Raw genomic sequence first — 19,213 nt, 5'->3', positions numbered from 1 at the left:
GCAATCTTGCTCTTTTCGCTCAAGTTGGTCAGTCAATTGAAGACACTTCTGTTCCCATTGTGCAATAATATCTTGATGTCCAGCGCAATCTTGCTCTTTTCGCTCAAGTTGGTCAGTCAATTGAAGACACTTCTGTTCCCATTGTGCAATAATATCTTGATATCCAGCGCACTCTTGCGCTTTTTGCTCAAGTTGATCAGTCAATTGAAGACACTTATATGCCCCTTGTGCAATAATATCTTGATATCCAACGCACTCTTGCTTTTTTTTCTCAAGTTGTTCAGTCAATTGAAGACATTTCTGTTCCCCTTGAGCAATAATATCTTGATATCCAGCGCACTCTTGCTCTTTTTGCTCAAGTTGTTTAGTTAAATGCTTGTTCTGATAAATTGCCAATGCAAGCATTAAGCTTCCCCCACAACACACTATCATTGCCAAACCGAACAAAAAATCCACTGAGTATCCCGAATACCACGACTTCCCCATCCATATGATGCAGAAAATCATAACGCCGCATCTTACACTCCCACATTTTTTCCCCCATTTCCAAATGACCTTAATTATAGCTATTATGAAAGCTATTGCCAATTTTATGTCTTCTTCCATTCTTGCTCTCTTTTATTCCCACCAATATTTAACGCAGCTCTTTTATCGATCCCTCGATATTGTATCATTGTGTGTACATCTGATTTGAAAATCACTACATATTATATTTTAATAAAAACAATACACAAAATATAGATGTTTTTATTGGTAAAATAAAACAATTTGTATTTAATAATGCTGTTTTAATGATTTATGTACTTTAAAGAAAAGCCTTATAAGCCCTCAAAATGCATGATCCATGAAATATTGATTTTCAAAGTAATAAAAACCTTAACTCAACCAAACAGCAAAACAAACTGCGTGCTTTGTTCGCACTGTTTTATAACATCAATAAAAAGCGCCTCTGCCTATTTAGCAGTTCTTCTTTAAGTAGCCCAGCACCATCATACTCTTATGCCAGCGCCCCCCGTTGTGATAGCCCTTGAAACTTGAGACGATTCATAAAGAGGACTTATTCTTTCTAAAGTGTTTTATTCACGCGAGCTCTCTCTGCTTGCCACATACAAGAGACATGGTTTTGATTGATTTAATATAACTACATTTGGCATGAGAAAATCCTATGTTTTTCATGATCTTTCATGAAAAACAATGAGTTATCATTATAAATCAACGTGACAGTGCTGTTATGAAGAGAACTCTCCCCTTAATTATTCATAGAGATTAACGTGGCATCGTTTTACATTCTATACACAGAAGTGTCTTTATAAAAATGTCAGGCAGAAAAAAGAACAGCCCGTTAAAAAAGAAAAACACCTCAATGCTTGCTTTTCTTTTTTCCATGAGAGATTTAAATTGATAAGCCTGTCTGAAAAGAATACTGTTTATGCCCTTAAAGATACTGCTCTTGTATCAAGATCACTTACTCAGATGAAAATTGCAGTTGAGCCAAATGCGCATAAACATTATTTTTTATAATGAGTTGTGTGTTCCTTCTTCCACAAAAGCGCCTTTATCCATCACGAGAATACGATCTGCTTTTAAAATTGTTGCCAAACGATGTGCAATGACCAGGATTTAGGATTTTGCATCAATCCTTCTAAGGTATCTTGCACCAACTTTTCACTGTTTGCATCTAAAGCAAATCTTGCTTCATCAAGTGGCAACATTTTGATTTATAATAATAATTCATTGTCTTGTATGTTGAATGAGAATCCCGAATACCGTAAGATTCTCTCATTTCAAACCTGTTCCATGGTGAACCAATCAAAACCATGTCTTTTGCACGTACCAAGCGGAGAGAGCCCGCGTGAATAAAAAACTATTAAGAAAGAACTTAAAATGCCTATAATAAATTATCTCAAGTGCCAAGGGCTGTAGCAACATCCACGAGTTGGCAAATATAATGACGGTGCCAGCTTGCAACAAGAGGGCTGCATTTCTTAAAATCGCCAGTACAATACCAATGCGTTGTTTTTGCCCCCCAGAAAGCATAGTACCACGTTCTTCTACTTGCGTATCCAAGCCATCTGGTAAAGCTTGAATAAATTCAAATGCATTGGCAGCTTTAGAAGTGGCCAAAATTTCCTCTCCATGGGTATGTTCAGTTCCAAAAAAAGAAGAAAAGTTTGCAATTATTTTATTTCAAGTCTTTATACTCTAGGGAAGAAAGGATTTATGCATATATTCAAAATGATTTTTTAATTTAAAAAACGCAACCACAATGATTTATAAGTGTTTAAGACCCATCTGTTTATGTCGGATGCGTTTTTGAATTAATATTTAAAGTGCACTCTTTGATAGGATAAAAATCCATCCATTTGCAATCGATTTGTTTAAAACCTTTGTTCCCCATAAAAAGGAGGCTTTTACATGCCAATATTACCAAAACGATTTTTGAATTTAGAAAGACGACCACCACGATCTACGAGTGTTTGGGAGCCACCTGTCCATGCCGGATGCGTTCTTGGATCAATATCTAGATTAAGAGTATCGCCTTCTTTTCCCCAAGTAGAGCGCGTCGTATATTGGGTTCCATCCGTCATAACAACGGTAATTTTATGATAATTGGGGTGAATATTCGCTTTCATGCGTCAAACCTTTTGCGTTTATAGAATGAAATAGCACTTGCTTGTTTTTTTAAGTGCACTTCCTTTGTCTTTTTGATACATTGATTAAAGTATTTATTTCTATAACTGAGCACGCATCAAAAAACAAGTGTTCAAGATACATCATTGTATCAAGTGTTACAAATCCAATACAGTGAGCAAAATTTTATGACATTACGTTCTCGTTCAGAAAAATCGACAAAGTCTTCCCCTAAAAAATCTTCATTCTCTTCGCTTGCAATTTTTGTTCCTTATCTTTTGCGCTATCGTTGGTTGTTTATCTTTGCTTTTCTAGCGTTATCTGTTGCTGCTCTAGTCACATTAGCTTTGCCTGTGGCTATCCGCCAAATGTTTGATCATGGGTTTTCTACTTCAAGCCATGGACATATCAATTTTTACTTTGGAATTTTGTTTATCTTAGCCTTGTTTCTCGCATTTGCTTCAGCAGCCCGTTATTACTGTGTTATCACCTTGGGAGAACGGATTGTTGCCGATTTACGGCGTGATGTGTTTGTCCATATTATGAAACTTTCTCCTGCTTTTTTTGATCGATCACATTCAGGAGAGATTGTTTCAAGGCTTCTAACAGATACCACACAAATAAAATTAGCTGTGGGCTCTACCGCCTCTACCGCTTTGCGTCAGCTGATTATCGTGATCGGAGCCGTCGTAATGATGGTGATCACCAATGCTAAATTGTCTTTGTTGGTTTTAGCAGCTATTCCTGTTGTGGCCATTCCCTTGGTAGTCTTTGGACGTAAAGTTCGCTCTCGTACCCGCGCGGCGCAAGATCGTCTCGCAGATGCCAATGCTGTTGCTACAGAGCAGGTAAGTGCTATTCGCACTGTGCAAGCTTTTACCGCTGAAAAACTCGTTACAATACGTTTTTCACAATTGATAGAACGTGCTTTTCAAACAGCACGTGCTTCTGTAATCTTGCGCTCCTTTTTTACGGGGTTTGCAATTTTTTTGGTTTTTAGCAGTGTGGTTGCTGTTTTATGGATTGGATCGCGCGATGTTTTGAATGGAACGATGACAGGAGGGACATTAGGGCAATTTGTCCTTTATGCGGTTTTTGGAGCTTCTACTTTTGCGCAATTATCGGAACTTGGGGCAGAATTAATCCAAGCAGCAGGCGCTGCTGAACGGCTTGCCGAATTATTACAAGAACAACCTACTATTGTAGCACCTAAAAATCCTTTATCATTGGCGCAACCTGTTCGAGGTGAACTTGTTTTTGATCAAGTTGATTTTACCTATCCTTCTAGACCACAAGAGAAGGTTTTACGCTCACTTTCCTTTTCTGTAAAAGCAGGCGAAACGGTTGCTTTTGTTGGGGCTTCCGGAGCAGGAAAAAGCAGCATTTTTTCTTTGATCCTTCGTTTTTATGATCCGACAAATGGAACAATTCGGTTGGATGGCACAGAAATTAATCGCCTTTCTTTACAAGATTTACGCAGTGCAATTTCCTATGTTCCACAAGATGTTGCTATTTTTGATGGAACATTGCGTGATAATATTATTTTTGGAACTGAAAATACCCATGAAGAAGAAATCCTTGCTGCTGCTAAAGCGGCTAATGCACTTGAATTTATTCAAGCTTTACCAGATGGCTTGGATACGCAAGTAGGAGAACGCGGTACCATGCTTTCTGGGGGACAAAAACAACGCATTGGTATTGCGCGGGCAATTTTAAGAAATGCACCCCTGTTGCTGCTTGATGAAGCAACATCGGCTTTAGATGCAAACAGTGAAAAGTTGGTGCAAGACGCCTTAGAAGGGTTGATGCAAAACCGCACAACCTTGGTCATTGCACATCGTTTGGCAACAATTTTAAAAGCAGATCGCATTCTTGTTATGGATAAAGGCGCCCTTGTGGAAGAAGGAACCCATGCCGAACTTGTGGCAAAAAATGGCGTTTATGCTTACCTCGCAAAACTCCAATTTTCACCCGAATAAGTAATCTTGATACAAGAGCAATATCTTTAAGGGCATAAACAGCACTTTTTTCAGACAGGCTTATCAATTTAAATCTCTCATGGAAAAAAGAAAAGCAAGCATTGAGATGTTTTTCTTTTTAACGGGCTGTTCTTTTTTCTGCGCAAGATGGAGTATTTTTATAAAGACACTTCTGTGTACAGAATATAAAATAATACCCAGTTAAATCGCTATGGGCTATTAAGATGTGCAAGGAGTTCTCTTCATAACAGCACTGTCACGTTGATTTATAAGGATAATTCATTGTTTTTCATGAAAGATCATGAATACCATAGGATTTTCTCATGTCAAACCCTCATAGTGAGTCAAACAAAATCTCTTGGCTTGCTCATCACAAGCAGAGTTGGTGTGTGGAGTAAAACGGTACAAGAAAGAGGTAAAATACCTCCCTTGCCCCTTTACGTTCTAAGGGCTGTCAAAACATTGGGGCGCTGACAAAAGAGTATACGCTGGCAAAAAGTATAATAGGTGCTCGCTTGCTGAAACCCTTATGCGGCTCACTTGATAGGCTCTAGGGACACAAGCACTACCCTAAAGACTGACCACACTCTTTAAAAAACTGAATATGAAAAACTTTTCATACCCTCTCTCACCGCTATAAATAATAGTGTTTACCGAAAATCATGACAAATTGTAATTCACAAATACGCTTCTCTCTATTACAAGAATATCCTTTTCTTCTCTTTCAAAAAAACGAACACTGTTTGCAGATCCATATTATTGAAAAAGAGCAAAGACTCTTTTAGCACTTTTGAGCTTCTTATAACTTTGTGAGAGCACATGAGCAACAGCTTTTATAATAAACTGGCTTTTGGCAAAATTGTAAAATTTTACCAAATTTATTGTTTTTAAATATCACCACGACCACTGTTCTGCTCTTGCAGACACGCAACCTCAAAACAACGTCTCTTTGCTCACAAATCGTCTCTCCAGCTCTCTCTTTCAGTCATAGCCCATAAAATAAGGATAGAGTACTTCGATTGAATACCATCTTCTCACCCCCTCCAAGCCCAATATATTTTACAGCCCTCAACTTTATAGCACCCCCTGTCGTGCTTTAAGAAAGCATTTTAACGATGATAAGAACATGTACAAAGAGGATATATCTTTAGGGTATTTATGTTTTAAAGCTTGCACTAAATCATAATTTTTTTGTATAGCGAGCCAAGTGTGTGTAAAATACACACCCTAACCATTTCAAATCATTCAGCTGTTTCAGGAACAGATAAGCCAAGTTCTACGATTATATCTTCAATCACAAATTCATCGAAGTGCAGCGGATTTTCATCATTTTTTAGCGCTCCTCTTCAGTAATCCTCTAGATAATTAACTCATTCAGCATCTATACCAGCAAAGCGAAATATTATGTGCTAATTTTTCTTTACATTCATTAACCAAGAACCCTCAAAATGACCTTTTAGCGGATAGAGCTAAAAGGATAAGTCTTCAAAACCATTTGGTGAGATAGCTATATCAAGAGCACCTAAAATACGCCTTAGTTTCTAAGATAGGCAACTTCCCCCTTTTATCGTATCAGTCTTGTAGAAGGCTTTAAACCCTTTATGTTTAAATCAATAAATCATAATTGGATTATATTGCATAAAGATGCTTTTTCTCATTTTTCCATTTAACACACGATAAGTTACCATTTAGGCACGATGAGAAGCTTGCCCTTTATATCATGATTTCAGAACCGCATGAGAAGAATAAAAGATGATGTGGCTTAATAAGAGAGTTTGTTCATAAGCCGTTTGGGTGTCTTAATCAAGGATGCCGTTAGGCGCACCGCCCTTGTAAAGGGTTGCCTTGAGGCTTAAGGACCCAAGGCTTGTTAGTCCCTTCATTAAAAGCGGGTTTGATGTTATGATTTTGGAGAGCGATTATTAAGAATTTGAGAGGCAGACAGCCTCTCATTTTTATTTGTATGCAAACGAATTGCACTCTATTTATTCAGGGAGAATAAGAACATACCCAGGAGGTGCTAAACGGAATAAGAGAGCGTCGTAACCCCACGCAGCAGACAGGCAGCAAATAGAAGAAACGCCTTCAGCAATTGCCATGAGTAATGCGAACGATATACCGGCTTCATCTGCTGTTGCGTCACGGCGTTCTAAGTAGTATCCGACAAAAAAGAAAAAGCACCCTATTCCACTCACCGACCCAAAAACTTTTAATGCGGTATGAACCGGTCCACGTATGCTGAGCAAGATAATAAAAATTATGAAAGTAAATACTGTAAAGATCCCTTCGAATACCCCACGCACCATATTGCACAATTTTCGCATCATAATTGCAGAAAAGCTCTGTTCTGCGTATCGATTTTTTCTTTTGATGCTTGTATTCTTAGAAGATATGCTGTTATTTTTAGAAGATATACCGTCCACAACTCCCCCCGTTTTAAGCCAAGATGCTATGAAGTTATTTATTTTTAATTATATCATCACAAAATACAAGAAAAATTTATCCATTTTAACGAAAAAATAGGTGTTTTATTGAGGTACAAATCTATTTTCTTTCGCAAGAGTTATTCAATTCGTTCGCCAATAGAAAAACTACCCCCATTGAAGAGGAAGCTATCCTGACGCAGAAAAGCTTCATAAGCTGTATTCCAATCCGCTCAGAAATCGCAACTCTCTAATCTACCCGCTTAATCCACCTTTGAAACTGCAATAAAATAAATTCTGCTGATGACAAGTAATGATAACATGAAAAAGAAAAAATATCACAATATCAAACTCTTCAATACAGTATGAGCTTTCTGATTTTCACTCAAAAAGCAAGTGCCCACCCATGAACGACACCATACTAAAGTGCTGTGCATTCACAAATTTCCTAGCATTATCTCCCCTTCTCGAAATTGCACCTCTCCCGCAATCTTATCTCTCGATAGCACCCATTAAAGACTTTTAAAAGGTCCAAGGAAAAAACTCTCTGAGAAAGCTTTCAAGTCTAAAACGCCCCCGCCATTTTTATCATGATGAGGGCACAAAAAATCACGCAGAAATATGAAAAATCTCTCCGCATTTAAAAACAGAGCTTGTGCTTCAAGCGCACGCTTTTTCTTGTTCTTTTGTCCATTGTCCCAAAGCCGCAAGATGATTCATCCGAGCCCGATGACGAAATGCCTTCTGTGCAACAGCAATATTCTCATCTTTTCCTGCCCATGCTTTTAAGGCAGCTGCTTGCAATGCGCGTCCATAGGAAAAGGTCAATTTCCAAGGCAATACGCCCAAAGAATTCATAGCAGATAAATGCGCCGTTGCTTCCTGATCAGACTGCCCTCCAGAAAGAAAAGCAATTCCTGGAACAGCAGCAGGAACAGTTTGTTTAAGCACTTGGACGGTCTTTTCAGCAACTTCTTCAACAGAAGCCTTGCGTGCATCCTTTCCATCAATCACCATATTGGGCTTTAAAATCATCCCCTCCAAAAGAACACGAGCTTCAAACAATTCTTTAAAGACAGCCTGCAAAACAGTGCGTGTCACCTCAAAGCAGCGTGTGATTGAATGCCCACACGATGATCCATCCATCAACACTTCCGGCTCAACAATGGGCACAATATTGAACTCCTGACATAAGGCAGCATAGCGTGCAAGAGCTTGTGCATTTTGTCTTATGGCGCCTCTTGTTGGCAAAGTGTGTTCATCAATAGCAATTACCGCACGCCATTTAGCAAAACGTGCTCCCAAAGCATAATAATCTTTTAGCCGCTCACGAAGACCATCCAACCCTTCGGTAATTGTCTCTTGGGGAAAAGCCGCCAAGGGTTTTGCACCGGTATCAACTTTAATGCCTGGCAAAGCGCCTGAATCCCGAATAAGATCCGTCAACATTTTCCCAGTTGATGCTTTTTGCCGAATGGTTTCATCAAATAAAATAACCCCAGAGATGGCGTTTTCCATCGCTTCTTTTGTACTAAAAAGCATTTCACGATAAGCACGGCGCTTATCTTCATTGGATTCAACACCAATGCTTTCAAAACGCTTTCCAATGGTCGCCCTACTTTCATCTGCCGCCAAAATACCTTTACCCGCATGCACCAAAGCAAGTGCAATATCTTCAAGCCGTTCATTCATAAAAAAATTCCTCTTTATTTTGTCTTAATTTCTAAAAATGCGCAACACTATCAAAAACACTCTACACGACTGTATAATTTTTCTTTAACCTTCCCCTTCAAAGAAGCCCTTTAAGCCTGCATAAGGGCAAGAATACCAGGAAGAACCTTACCTTCCATCCATTCCAAAAAAGCTCCTCCAGCAGTTGAGAGATAAGTAAAATCATTGGCAACACCGGCATGATTAAGGGCAAAAACCGTATCGCCCCCTCCCGCAATTGAAACCAACTTTCCCGTCAAACTACGTTCTGCTGCATGGCGTGCAACGGCAATGGTTCCCTTATCAAAGGGAGGCATCTCAAAAACACCAAGGGGTCCATTCCACACAAGAGTAGCAGCTTCATCTATCGCAGTATTGATATGCGCAATAGAGCGCGTCCCAATATCCAATATCATGCCATCTTGTGGAATATCTTCAATGTCATAAAGACGATGCGGTGCATCTTTTTCAAAACGAAATCCAACGACAGCATCCTGAGGGAGCAGAAGCGTACAGTGACACTCTTGCGCTTTTTTAATAATTTTTTTTATCGTTTCCATCAATGCATGTTCACACAGAGACTTTCCTACATGGATACCTTGCGCAGCTAAAAAACTGTTAGCCATCCCCCCACCAATAATTAAGGAGTCAACTTTTTCCACCAAATGATTGAGCACAAAAAGCTTACTAGAAACCTTTGCTCCTCCCACAAGGGCAACCACAGGACGTGCTGGATTGCCAAGTCCTTTTTCTAATGCCTGCAATTCACCTTGCAAAGAGCGTCCTGCATAAGAAGGCAACAAATGCGTTATTCCCTCCACCGAAGCATGGGCACGATGAGAAACTGAAAAAGCATCATTGACATAGAGATCTCCATTATGAGCCAAAGCTTCTGCAAAAGAACAATCATTCTTTTCTTCACCAGCATAAAAACGAACATTTTCAAGCAGTAAAACACCACCATTTTGTAATGACTCAACTGCAACCTGAACCGCCGAACCGATACAGTCAGGAGCAAAAGCAACCGGCTGATTAATGATCTTTTCCAGCACTTGCACAACAGGACGGAGTGAAAACTCTTGCTCTACCTTTCCTTTGGGGCGACCACAATGAGAAAGCAGAATAAGTTTAGCACCACGCTTTTGTAGCTCAACGAGTGTCTCTTTATGTCGTACAAGACGCGTCTCATCGCATACCTTACCTTGCGCCATAGGAACATTAAAATCTACGCGCACCAGAACACGTTTACCCAAAACATCAACATCATCAAGTGTACGAAACCCCATCACTGCTTCCTCTTCACTTTCCATTGTTTCAAATAAAAACGCATCCAACAACCCTGCCCACTTTTCTTTCCACTTATCCCCCCTCTTTGCTTTTACAAGAGATCCACGACAGCCCATCTCTCACCCTCTGTTTGAAAAGCCAAAGCTTTTATCGTCAAATGTACAAAAGCCCACCATTGCTCTTAATCTTCATATTCCATTGTGGCAAACAAATGCATTGGCTCAACTTGATCTCTATTAAAGCTTCCTTTTACTTCTAGGAAAAAGAGTTTACATCTCCTGTTTTCTAACGTTTTCTCAAAAGGTATCTCGTTCAGATCTTACTTTTTCAAAGTTTACTCTTTCATGCATCTTTTAAAAGCACGTATTGACACAGTATTAAAACAAAACACATCATCAATTTTTCAATAGCCTCTTCTCTCTAGCGCATGAGAACAACAGCCTCTAACTGTTTTTCTCAAAATTGCACAAAAATGAGACTTTTCCCTATAAAAAGAGGACCCTGAGGTCCTCTTATATTGTCTTAGCAAAAGCCACAGCCGTATCACTCATACGGTTAGAAAAGCCCCATTCATTATCATACCAAACCAGAACGCGACAGAGCTTACCATCAATCACTTTGGTTTGATCATTGTGGAAAATAGCTGAATGAGGATTATGATTAAAATCACAACTCACGAGTTTCTCTTCTGTAGTGTCCAAAACACCCTTCAAAGAACCTTGTGCAGCAGTAGCAATAGCTGTATTAATTTCTTCGATTGTTGTGGAACGCTTAGCGATAAATGTCAAATCAACCACAGAAACATTAGGGGTCGGAACACGAATCGATACACCATCAAGCAATCCCTTTAATTCTGGCAAAACCAATCCCACAGCTTTTGCCGCTCCTGTTGAGGTAGGAATCATAGAAAGAGCTGCCGCACGTGCACGATAAAGGTCCCGATGCATTGTATCCAATACAGGTTGATCACCCGTATAAGAATGGATTGTTGTCATAAAGCCCTTTTCAATGCCCACCGTGTTGTGTAAAACTTGTGCAACAGGCGCCAAACAATTGGTTGTACAAGAAGCATTTGAAACAACGCGATGCTCGCTGCTTAAAGATTGATGATTAACCCCATAGACGACCGTAAGATCTGCTCCTTCAGAAGGCGCAGAAATAAGAACACGCTTTGCCCCCGCATCTAAATGAGCACTTGCTTTATCACGCGCAGTAAAAATACCCGTACATTCCAAAGCAATATCGATATCCAAATCTTTCCAAGGCAATTGAGCAGGATCACGCTCTGCGCATACCTTTATTAAACCACCTCCCACATCAATAGCATCCCCTACCACCTTAACGATCCCAGGAAAACGCCCATGAACTGAATCATAGCGTAATAAATGGGCATTTGTTTCCACCGATCCCAAATCATTAATTGCAACCACTTCAACATCTTGTCGTCCACTTTCCACAAGTGCACGTAAAATATTGCGACCAATACGACCAAACCCATTAATTGCAACACGAACTGTCATTTCACATGTTTCCTCATCAATTTTTAAAAGCACAACATTTAAAACACAATAAATGGGTATTTCACCAATCCAAAATCATTAATTCCCACAATGTCAATATCTTGATCACTCACTCACTTATCCACAATAATGCACAAGATCATCCACAATACTGCACAGAATATGATGCCCTACAATCACCCCATTCATGACAACACAAGCTGTCACTTTGTCTTTTCCTCTTTGATCTTTTCCAGCCCTTTTTCAACGGTGGCAACAACATTTTCCCAAGTAATACCAAAATGCGCATAAAGGGCATCAATTGTTCCACTTGCCCCAAAGCCCTCCATACCAATAAACACACCATCACAGCCAATAAAACGGTCCCATCCTTGGGCGACAGCAGCTTCAATGGCAACTTTAATCGGTGCATCTCCAATGAGAGCACGCTGATAGGAGAGAGATTGTTGAGAAAAAAGTTCAAAACAAGGCACAGAAACCACACGCGTTGGGATGCCTTTTTCTTCTAACACCGCATGTGCTTCCACTGCAATTTGCAATTCTGAACCAGAAGCAAACAGCGTCACTTGTGCATCATCGCTAGCTGTTAGAAATTCATAAGCACCAAGCATACAGAGATTTTCTTCTTCATACTCTTGACGCAAAAGCGGTAGATTTTGTCGACTTAAAGCCAAGGTAGAAGGCGTCCCGCATGCTTTCAAAGCCAATTGCCAACACTCGACTGTCTCCATAGCATCGGCAGGACGGAACACAAAATGATTAGGCATTGCACGCAGGCAAGCCAAATGCTCTACGGGTTGATGGGTCGGACCATCCTCACCAAGACCAATAGAATCATGAGTCATGACATAAATCACCCGCAACCCCATGAGAGAAGACAAACGCATAGCAGGACGCATATAATCAGAAAAGCATAAAAAGGTTCCCCCATAAGGAATAAAGCCGCCATAAAGGGCAAGACCATTCATCACAGCTCCCATTGCATGTTCGCGAATTCCATAATGCAGATAGCGCCCTGAAAAATCTTCAGCAGAGATACTTTTCATCTGGCTACTTTTTGTATTATTAGATCCGGTTAAATCAGCCGAACCACCAATAGTCTCAACAACGACTTCATTGATCACTTCAAGAGCCATTTCCGAAGCTTTACGCGTAGCAACAACGGGGCGCTCTTCAACCAATTTCTGTTTATAAGTATCAATAGCGCCATCAAATCCGCCCACGAGATCGCCCCGCATCAATCTTTCAAACTCCACACGCTCTGAGACAGGAAGATCAGCAAATTTTTCTTCCCATTTTTGGCGTTTTTTAGCAGCATTGAGACTAGCCAAGCGCCAATTATCGAGAATATCGGCTGGAATAACGAAAGGCTCAGCATCCCACCCTAACGCGATACGGGTTTCAGTGATTTCTCGTGCGCCCAAAGGGGCTCCGTGAACTTTATTGGTACCCGCTTTATTGGGTGCTCCAAAGCCAATTGTTGTTTTACAAGCGATCAAAGTTGGTTTATCGGAATTTTGTGCCGCCTCAATAGCCCGCGCAATTGCTGCTTGATCATGCCCATTGACTTTATGTGTCTCCCAACCAGATGCCTTAAAACGCGCAATCTGATCTGTACTGTCAGCAAGGGAAATCTCTCCATCGATAGAAATATTATTATCGTCCCACAACACAATAAGCTTATTGAGTTTCAAATGACCAGCAAGGGAAAGTGCTTCTTGAGATATCCCTTCCATAAGGCATCCATCGCCCACCAACGCATAAGTGTAATGGTTGATAAGATCACCAAAACGAGCATTTTGCAAACGCTCTCCAAGAGCCATCCCCACAGCATTAGCCAACCCTTGTCCAAGAGGACCAGTCGTTGTTTCGATTCCTGCCACATGCCCATATTCTGGATGCCCAGCAAGCTTTGCTCCTAATTGGCGAAAATTTTTGAGATCTTCAATGCCAATATCTTCATAACCAGAAAGATACAAGAGAGCATAAAGCAACATAGACCCATGTCCTGCTGATAACACAAAACGATCACGGTTAGGCCAGCGAGGTTTTTTGGGGTCATGAGCAAGGAATCTTGTATAAAGAACCGTAGCAATATCGGCTGCTCCCATTGGCAAGCCCGGATGACCAGAATTTGCTTTTTCAATCGCATCAATAGCAAGAAAACGGATAGCATTGGCCATCTGATTCTGTTGGTGGGTGTTTGTCATGAATACTCGACCATTTCGTTAAATACGTTATTCTGTTGCTTTTTCCGTATTCTCTTAAAATTCTCAAGAAATACTATTTTCTAACCATTAGCGTGAGACTTTTTGCCACCACTTCAATAATATTAATAACATTCCCCTCACGCGTTCTGTATATCCATGTCATTTATGCCAATACGCGCAAAAAATCCAGCTTTTAATTTATATCTATCCCCTGCTTTGCTTGCTAAAATATCCTACATACTTAAAAATAAAATGCACACAACACAAGAGTGAAAGTGATTCGTTTTTGCATAACACATTGATAAAGGATACAATTACCCAAAGGATAAAAGCAATGAACCAAGAGACTACAGTTCTACAAGATGCTTTAGAGCACCTAGAAAAGGCACTTAGAACTTTAGAGATCACCATAATAAACCGCAATGCCGTTATTGATAAAAATAACGAATGGGAAGAAGAAATCCAACGAATGAATGCTGACCGCAGCCATCTTGCCCAAGCGCTTGACAAAGCTGAAGCCCAAATTGAACGCTTAGAGTCCGTAAACAAAGAAGTTTCCAAACGTCTTATTAAAGCAATGGAAACAATTCGTGTTGTCATTGATAGATAAAGGTTTGAATGTATGGAAACTGTTTCCGTTACCATTGATGGTAAAGTTTATCGCATGGCTTGTGACAAAGGACAAGAACGTCGTCTTATTGCGCTTGCTGCTCAATTGGATCAATATATCACACATTTAAAGAACAATTTTGGTGAAATTGGCGACCATCGTTTATCGGTTATGGCTGGCATAATGATTATTGATGAAATGGAAGAAATAAAACGAGAAAATAAAAAATTACAAGAAGACTACAATACTCTTTTACGACTCCACAACGAAAGAGACCGCACCATGGGGAAAATTATGCGTGACACCACACAACGCATTGAAAATCTCACAAACCAATTGCTCAAAGATGATCAAAACCGCACAAACCTTCAAGAACAAGAACAGGAACAGGAAGATTTCTAAAAAGTACATCAGCGCATAATAAACCAGAGATTTGACTTGTCCGCCACATCTCACAGGATAAAAATTCTTAAACCCACACCAGTGTGTAAACAGTCTGGTTTTTTATAGGAAGGATTCCAGCTACTCACGACTTATGGGATTAACTTAAACCTCAACAAGAAAGCCCTACCCTGAATATTTACCTCCGCACAAACGCTTCCTACATCAAGGAGACTGCCTTATATCACCACATTTCAAATGAGATGTCTTTTAACCGCGCAATAAGATAACAAAATCAACATCATTGTAAAAAAATCATATAAATGACAACAGCAACAAACAAATAAAGCACCCTTCGAAAAAAAGAGCTATATTCATGTTCCCTATGAATGCATGCCCAAAAATCCTTGCCCCTTAGATAATATCAAGCAGATTCAATATATATTAAAAAATAACCTTATCTATTATACCGTAAAACACCGCTATTTGATACTATAAGCACCATGGAGTCTTTGCACCTGAGATGTCCATCCGATGAAACCCACCGAAAAGAACCGTATCATTTATAAACCAGCGTGAATTAAGTATTTTCATCCTTTAGAGCAGGAAAAAAGTCAAACCCGAAGAGTATGTTAATCTCATACAACCTCAAACATCATAAACAACAATAATAGCTCTTGAAAACATCCTCTACCGCTATTTTTATCCTTATAACAATTCATCCATATTTCTCTCCCCACCCCTCAAAATCTCCAAGCTTAATAAAAGAAAGAGCAAGTCGGCATCATCATTATAGTCAGCCCTCAATATTGCGATAGCCCCCTTGGCTCGTAAAACGATTCATAAGAGGGACGCCTTTCTTGTACAGCTTTTTCCCATAAAACCCACCCGCTTGTGATGTACAAACAAAGAGTTATGATTAACAAAACATAAATAAATTTAAGAGAATCTTACGGAATTCGGGGTTCTAATTCAAGTTTAATAACGATAAATTATCATTATAAATCAATATGTTGCAAATGCTTCGACAAAGCATATTTTAAAAACACATTCACCCATCACTTTTTCTCATAACATACCAGTACGATTTTTTAGGCACATAATTTTAATTTTATTCAATTCTGTTTGCAAAAGTTTAAAATGGGAAAAATTTCAAGGCTCTTATCCAAAAAGCGAAAGAATGAACTCTCATTATCAATAAACATCTCGCTCGTATAAACATCAATAAAGCATCCCCAATCTGTCTCAATGAAATAAAAGGGGGGCTCCCATTAAATGCCTACCGTAAAAGCAGTTTCCTCAGAACTAAAACAAAATCAACAGACAACATCACCGCATCTGCTTCCATCCCCAAACTGGACGACCTAATGCAACACCTTGCTATCTTACGATAGGAGATAAAAGAATAATGGGTCTATGGAGGCATTCACAAGAAGCGCACACCCGTTGTTTTTAAAGCCTGTTCAAAGGCGCATGAAAAAACACCATGCGTAAACGGCTCAAATCCCTTTCGTTCCATCTTGAGAGACAGAAGCAATACGCAAGAGATTTGTCGCACCAGGCGTTCCAAGGGGAACACCAGCTGTCACAAGGAAGCGATCTCCCCCTTTGCAAAAACCTTCCTGAAATGCAATGACTGCTGCTCGATCAACCATATCTTCTAAATTGCGAGCATCTTGCGTGACCACACAATGAAGCCCCCAAACGAGAGCCAAACGCCTTGCTGTTTCCACAATGGGCGATAAAGCAATAATCGGTCTATTAGGGCGTTCACGAGAGGCGCGCACCCCCGTTGTTCCTGAAGCCGTATAGGCAACGATAGCGGATAGAGCAAGTGTTTCAGCAATCTGACGCGCAGCAAGAGAAATCGCATCCGTTCCTGTTGATTCTGGTGCTGGATGTTGTGCTCCAACCTGAGCGGCATAAGTGTGATCCTGTTCGATTTGTCGCGCGATTCGGTCCATCATAAGCACAGCTTCTTCAGGATAACGACCAGAAGCAGATTCAGCAGACAACATCACCGCATCTGTTCCTGCATAAACTGCTGTAGCAACATCCGACACTTCTGCGCGTGTGGGAACAGAAGATGTGATCATTGATTCGAGCATTTGTGTTGCCACCACAACCGGTTTTCCAGCTAAACGACAAGCTTTTATCAACTCCATCTGAAGTGCAGGGACCTTTTCCAGAGGCATTTCCACACCGAGATCACCCCGTGCAATCATAATACCATCGGAAATTTCAATAATCTTCTCTATATGCTCCAAGGCTTGAGGCTTTTCGATTTTAGCCATCAAAGACACCTTACTTTTCGTCAACTGACGCACCGCCATAATATCTTCTGGACGTTGAATAAAAGAAAGAGCAACCCAATCAACAGGCTGCTGTAAAAGAGCCTGAAGATCCTCCTTATCTTTTGACGTCATCGAATCAAAAGGCAAAATTGTATCGGGAAAACTCACACCTTTTCGATCAGAAATACGGGTACCAGAAACCACACGACACTGGACAGAATAACCATCACATACTTGCGCGCGCAGTTCCACCCTTCCATCATCAATCAACAACCGGTCCCCTGGTTTAACAGCCGCAAATACATCCTCATGAGGGAAAAAAACACGCTGCGCATCGCCAAGAACATCGCGATTATCTAATGTAAAGCTTTGCCCAACACGCAAATCTTCTTGCCCCTTAGCAAAACGCCCCACACGCAGTTTTGGCCCCTGAAGATCCACCAAAATACCTATGGGACGTCGAACTGTTTTTTCAACTTCTCGTATAGACTCGACCAAATCACCCAGCATATCACGATCAGTATGGCTCATATTAAGACGAAAAACGTCTGCTCCTGCCCTAAAAAGCTTTTCAATCATCAAACGAGAAAAAGAAGAAGGACCAAGAGTCGCAATAATTTTTACTTTACGTGCACGTTTCACGGTGGAGAATTTCCTGAAAGAGAAGGTATAACTGAATTGTTTAACAAAGACTCATCCGTCAACTGTACCATCCAACTGGTTTGATTTCCGGTATCGATCTCTTTAAATTCAGCCTTTTGATATCCTCGAGGGAAACAATCATGAACCCCTTGAATAGTAAATTGGCTATCTTGCACACACATGGTCACAGAGCCTGCCCAGTTCCCTTTTTTTTGTGCCCCTTCCGCATAAAAATAATAAAACCGTGAAGCAAGAGGCCCCTCAATTAAAGTTTTACATTCCGTCACTGGTACCGTCCACCAGCCTTCGCTCACCCACCCTGAAAATGTACGATATCCAAGAGCAACCCCTACAGACTGTTGGGTTGTATTACAAACTCTAAAGTCAGCTTTTGCAAAAACAACAAGGGGAAACAAGAGCAAAATGCTCAAGAGAAAAACTTTTAATCCTTTCTGAAACACCCAATATCGCTTTTTTAAAATCACAAAACTTCCTCTATAATGCCAAATTCTCAAAACAAATTACACATTTCTTTTTTTTAAAGCTTTTCAAATCTAAAACGTATATTTTTATATTTTTCTTTTTATAGCCCTTTTATCAATGCATATATCTTAAAAATTTTACAAAATATTTAAAGTCAATTTGTAAAAAAGCTGTGTAGCTTGATTTACTTTTTATTTTCAAGCTTTTTTAACATAAATTCGTCGTCGAAAAACAACTTAAAATATATAACCTGGAGAAAAATACAATGAACGATACAGTAACCGATCAAACACACGCTATATCCGTAAACCAATTACGCTCTTTTATCGAACGTATTGAACGGCTAGAAGAAGAGAAAAAAACCATTTCTGATGATATTAAAGACGTTTACACTGAACTTAAAGGCTCTGGTTTCGATAGTAAAGCTGTTCGAAGCATTATACGGCTGCGTAAAAAAGAAGAACATGAACGAATGGAAGAAGAAGCAATCATTGAACTTTATAAAAATGCGCTTGGTATGAATTAAAACCATTGATAACGTTGGAAATTTTTTTAAGAAAAGAAAATGCAAAAAACAAATGAATGTATAAAAATTTCACCCAACAATAAGCCGTTTGTGTAACTTGTAACGAGACTATCGGTCACAGAATACACAATATTGCAACAGCCCTCACATTTAAAAGGATTTATACAGAGAATTTTTATTCTTGTTCTTCAATAATTTTTATCCACATAAACCCTCACTTGTATGCCAACCTATGCCAACTCAGTTTGTGATGTGCAAGAGAGGTGTTTTTTATGATTAAACATCAATAAATTTGAAATGAGAAAGTCTTCCGATATTGAGGACTCTCTTCAAATTAAAAAAATGAGTTATGATGATAAATCAATTTCTTATCTACGAAAAGAAACATATGAAAGCGGTCAGCCGTTGAAATCCGCTAAACGAGAGTCTGAACCGTTTACAAAAGAAGAGGTGGTTAAGGATCTTCGTCTTTTAGGATAGGGAAAAGTGCAGCAATATTTACACATTTGATAAAAAG

At 39.7% G+C, this 19,213-nt stretch carries 14 protein-coding genes and 2 pseudogenes; 4 read left to right on the top strand and 12 right to left on the bottom strand.

Translation table 11 applies throughout. The features are described from left to right. The 5 genes and pseudogenes from ACFINK_RS03660 to rpmE form a co-directional block, all read right to left on the bottom strand. Window positions 1-396 (bottom strand): annotated as a pseudogene (locus tag ACFINK_RS03660) (hypothetical protein); the annotation flags it as partial. After that, on the bottom strand, window positions 365-532 hold the full coding sequence (locus ACFINK_RS03655) for a hypothetical protein (RefSeq protein WP_273790483.1): 168 nt from the start codon (window positions 530-532) through the stop codon (window positions 365-367). The gene ACFINK_RS03655 and the pseudogene ACFINK_RS03660, both read right to left, overlap by 32 nt. A 933-nt stretch (window positions 533-1,465) precedes the next feature. Then, window positions 1,466-1,712: pseudogene (locus ACFINK_RS03650) on the bottom strand (ABC transporter); the annotation flags it as partial. Between the two features lie 97 nt (window positions 1,713-1,809). Beyond that, the gene (locus ACFINK_RS03645; protein ID WP_375638269.1) at window positions 1,810-2,124 is read right to left on the bottom strand and encodes a P-loop NTPase family protein; all 315 of its coding nucleotides are present in this window, start codon (window positions 2,122-2,124) and stop codon (window positions 1,810-1,812) included. Between the two features lie 287 nt (window positions 2,125-2,411). Then, window positions 2,412-2,633: a 50S ribosomal protein L31 gene (rpmE, locus tag ACFINK_RS03640; protein WP_005774581.1), complete on the bottom strand. Its 222-nt coding sequence runs from the start codon at window positions 2,631-2,633 to the stop codon at window positions 2,412-2,414. A 186-nt stretch (window positions 2,634-2,819) separates the two neighbouring features. On the opposite strand from rpmE, the gene ACFINK_RS03635 reads away from it, so the two are divergent. Then, complete coding sequence (locus ACFINK_RS03635) at window positions 2,820-4,610, top strand: ABC transporter transmembrane domain-containing protein (protein ID WP_375638268.1); 1,791 nt, start codon at window positions 2,820-2,822, stop codon at window positions 4,608-4,610. 1,985 nt (window positions 4,611-6,595) lie between these two features. Here the strand turns inward: ACFINK_RS03635 and ACFINK_RS03630 are convergent. From ACFINK_RS03630 to tkt, 5 genes are all read right to left on the bottom strand, one after another. After that, entirely contained in the window at window positions 6,596-7,033 is a 438-nt protein-coding gene (locus ACFINK_RS03630; RefSeq protein ID WP_375638267.1) for a hypothetical protein, read from the bottom strand. A gap of 660 nt (window positions 7,034-7,693) precedes the next feature. Continuing rightward, entirely contained in the window at window positions 7,694-8,725 is a 1,032-nt protein-coding gene (locus ACFINK_RS03625) for a class I fructose-bisphosphate aldolase (protein ID WP_375638266.1), read from the bottom strand. 110 nt (window positions 8,726-8,835) lie between these two features. Further along, window positions 8,836-10,029, bottom strand: coding sequence for a phosphoglycerate kinase (locus tag ACFINK_RS03620; RefSeq protein WP_375638314.1), 1,194 nt, complete (start codon window positions 10,027-10,029; stop codon window positions 8,836-8,838). 513 nt (window positions 10,030-10,542) lie between these two features. Continuing rightward, window positions 10,543-11,550 (bottom strand): type I glyceraldehyde-3-phosphate dehydrogenase, encoded by a 1,008-nt coding sequence (gap, locus tag ACFINK_RS03615; RefSeq protein ID WP_375611739.1) that lies wholly within the window; start codon window positions 11,548-11,550, stop codon window positions 10,543-10,545. A gap of 203 nt (window positions 11,551-11,753) precedes the next feature. After that, window positions 11,754-13,760, bottom strand: coding sequence for a transketolase (tkt, locus tag ACFINK_RS03610; RefSeq protein WP_375638265.1), 2,007 nt, complete (start codon window positions 13,758-13,760; stop codon window positions 11,754-11,756). A gap of 334 nt (window positions 13,761-14,094) precedes the next feature. Between tkt and ACFINK_RS03605 the strand changes: the two genes are divergently transcribed. Together ACFINK_RS03605 and ACFINK_RS03600 are read left to right on the top strand one after the other, a co-directional pair. Further along, entirely contained in the window at window positions 14,095-14,370 is a 276-nt protein-coding gene (locus ACFINK_RS03605) for a DUF4164 domain-containing protein (RefSeq protein ID WP_005774573.1), read from the top strand. Between the two features lie 12 nt (window positions 14,371-14,382). Continuing rightward, complete coding sequence (locus tag ACFINK_RS03600) at window positions 14,383-14,772, top strand: cell division protein ZapA (RefSeq protein ID WP_375613188.1); 390 nt, start codon at window positions 14,383-14,385, stop codon at window positions 14,770-14,772. A gap of 1,478 nt (window positions 14,773-16,250) precedes the next feature. Here the strand turns inward: ACFINK_RS03600 and pyk are convergent. Continuing rightward, window positions 16,251-17,687 (bottom strand): pyruvate kinase, encoded by a 1,437-nt coding sequence (pyk, locus tag ACFINK_RS03595; RefSeq protein ID WP_375638264.1) that lies wholly within the window; start codon window positions 17,685-17,687, stop codon window positions 16,251-16,253. Then, on the bottom strand, window positions 17,684-18,172 hold the full coding sequence (locus tag ACFINK_RS03590) for a DUF1036 domain-containing protein (RefSeq protein ID WP_273790491.1): 489 nt from the start codon (window positions 18,170-18,172) through the stop codon (window positions 17,684-17,686). Before ACFINK_RS03590 ends, pyk begins: the two co-directional genes overlap by 4 nt. A 263-nt stretch (window positions 18,173-18,435) precedes the next feature. On the opposite strand from ACFINK_RS03590, the gene ACFINK_RS03585 reads away from it, so the two are divergent. Further along, window positions 18,436-18,696 (top strand): DUF2312 domain-containing protein, encoded by a 261-nt coding sequence (locus tag ACFINK_RS03585; protein ID WP_005774567.1) that lies wholly within the window; start codon window positions 18,436-18,438, stop codon window positions 18,694-18,696. Window positions 18,697-19,213: the final 517 nt, after the last annotated feature.

This window comes from Bartonella sp. AA16NXGY (assembly GCF_042197325.1).
Classification (GTDB): Bacteria; Pseudomonadota; Alphaproteobacteria; order Rhizobiales; family Rhizobiaceae; genus Bartonella.
Note: the sequence above shows the minus strand (reverse complement) of the source record. Positions and strands in the feature narration are given on the sequence as shown.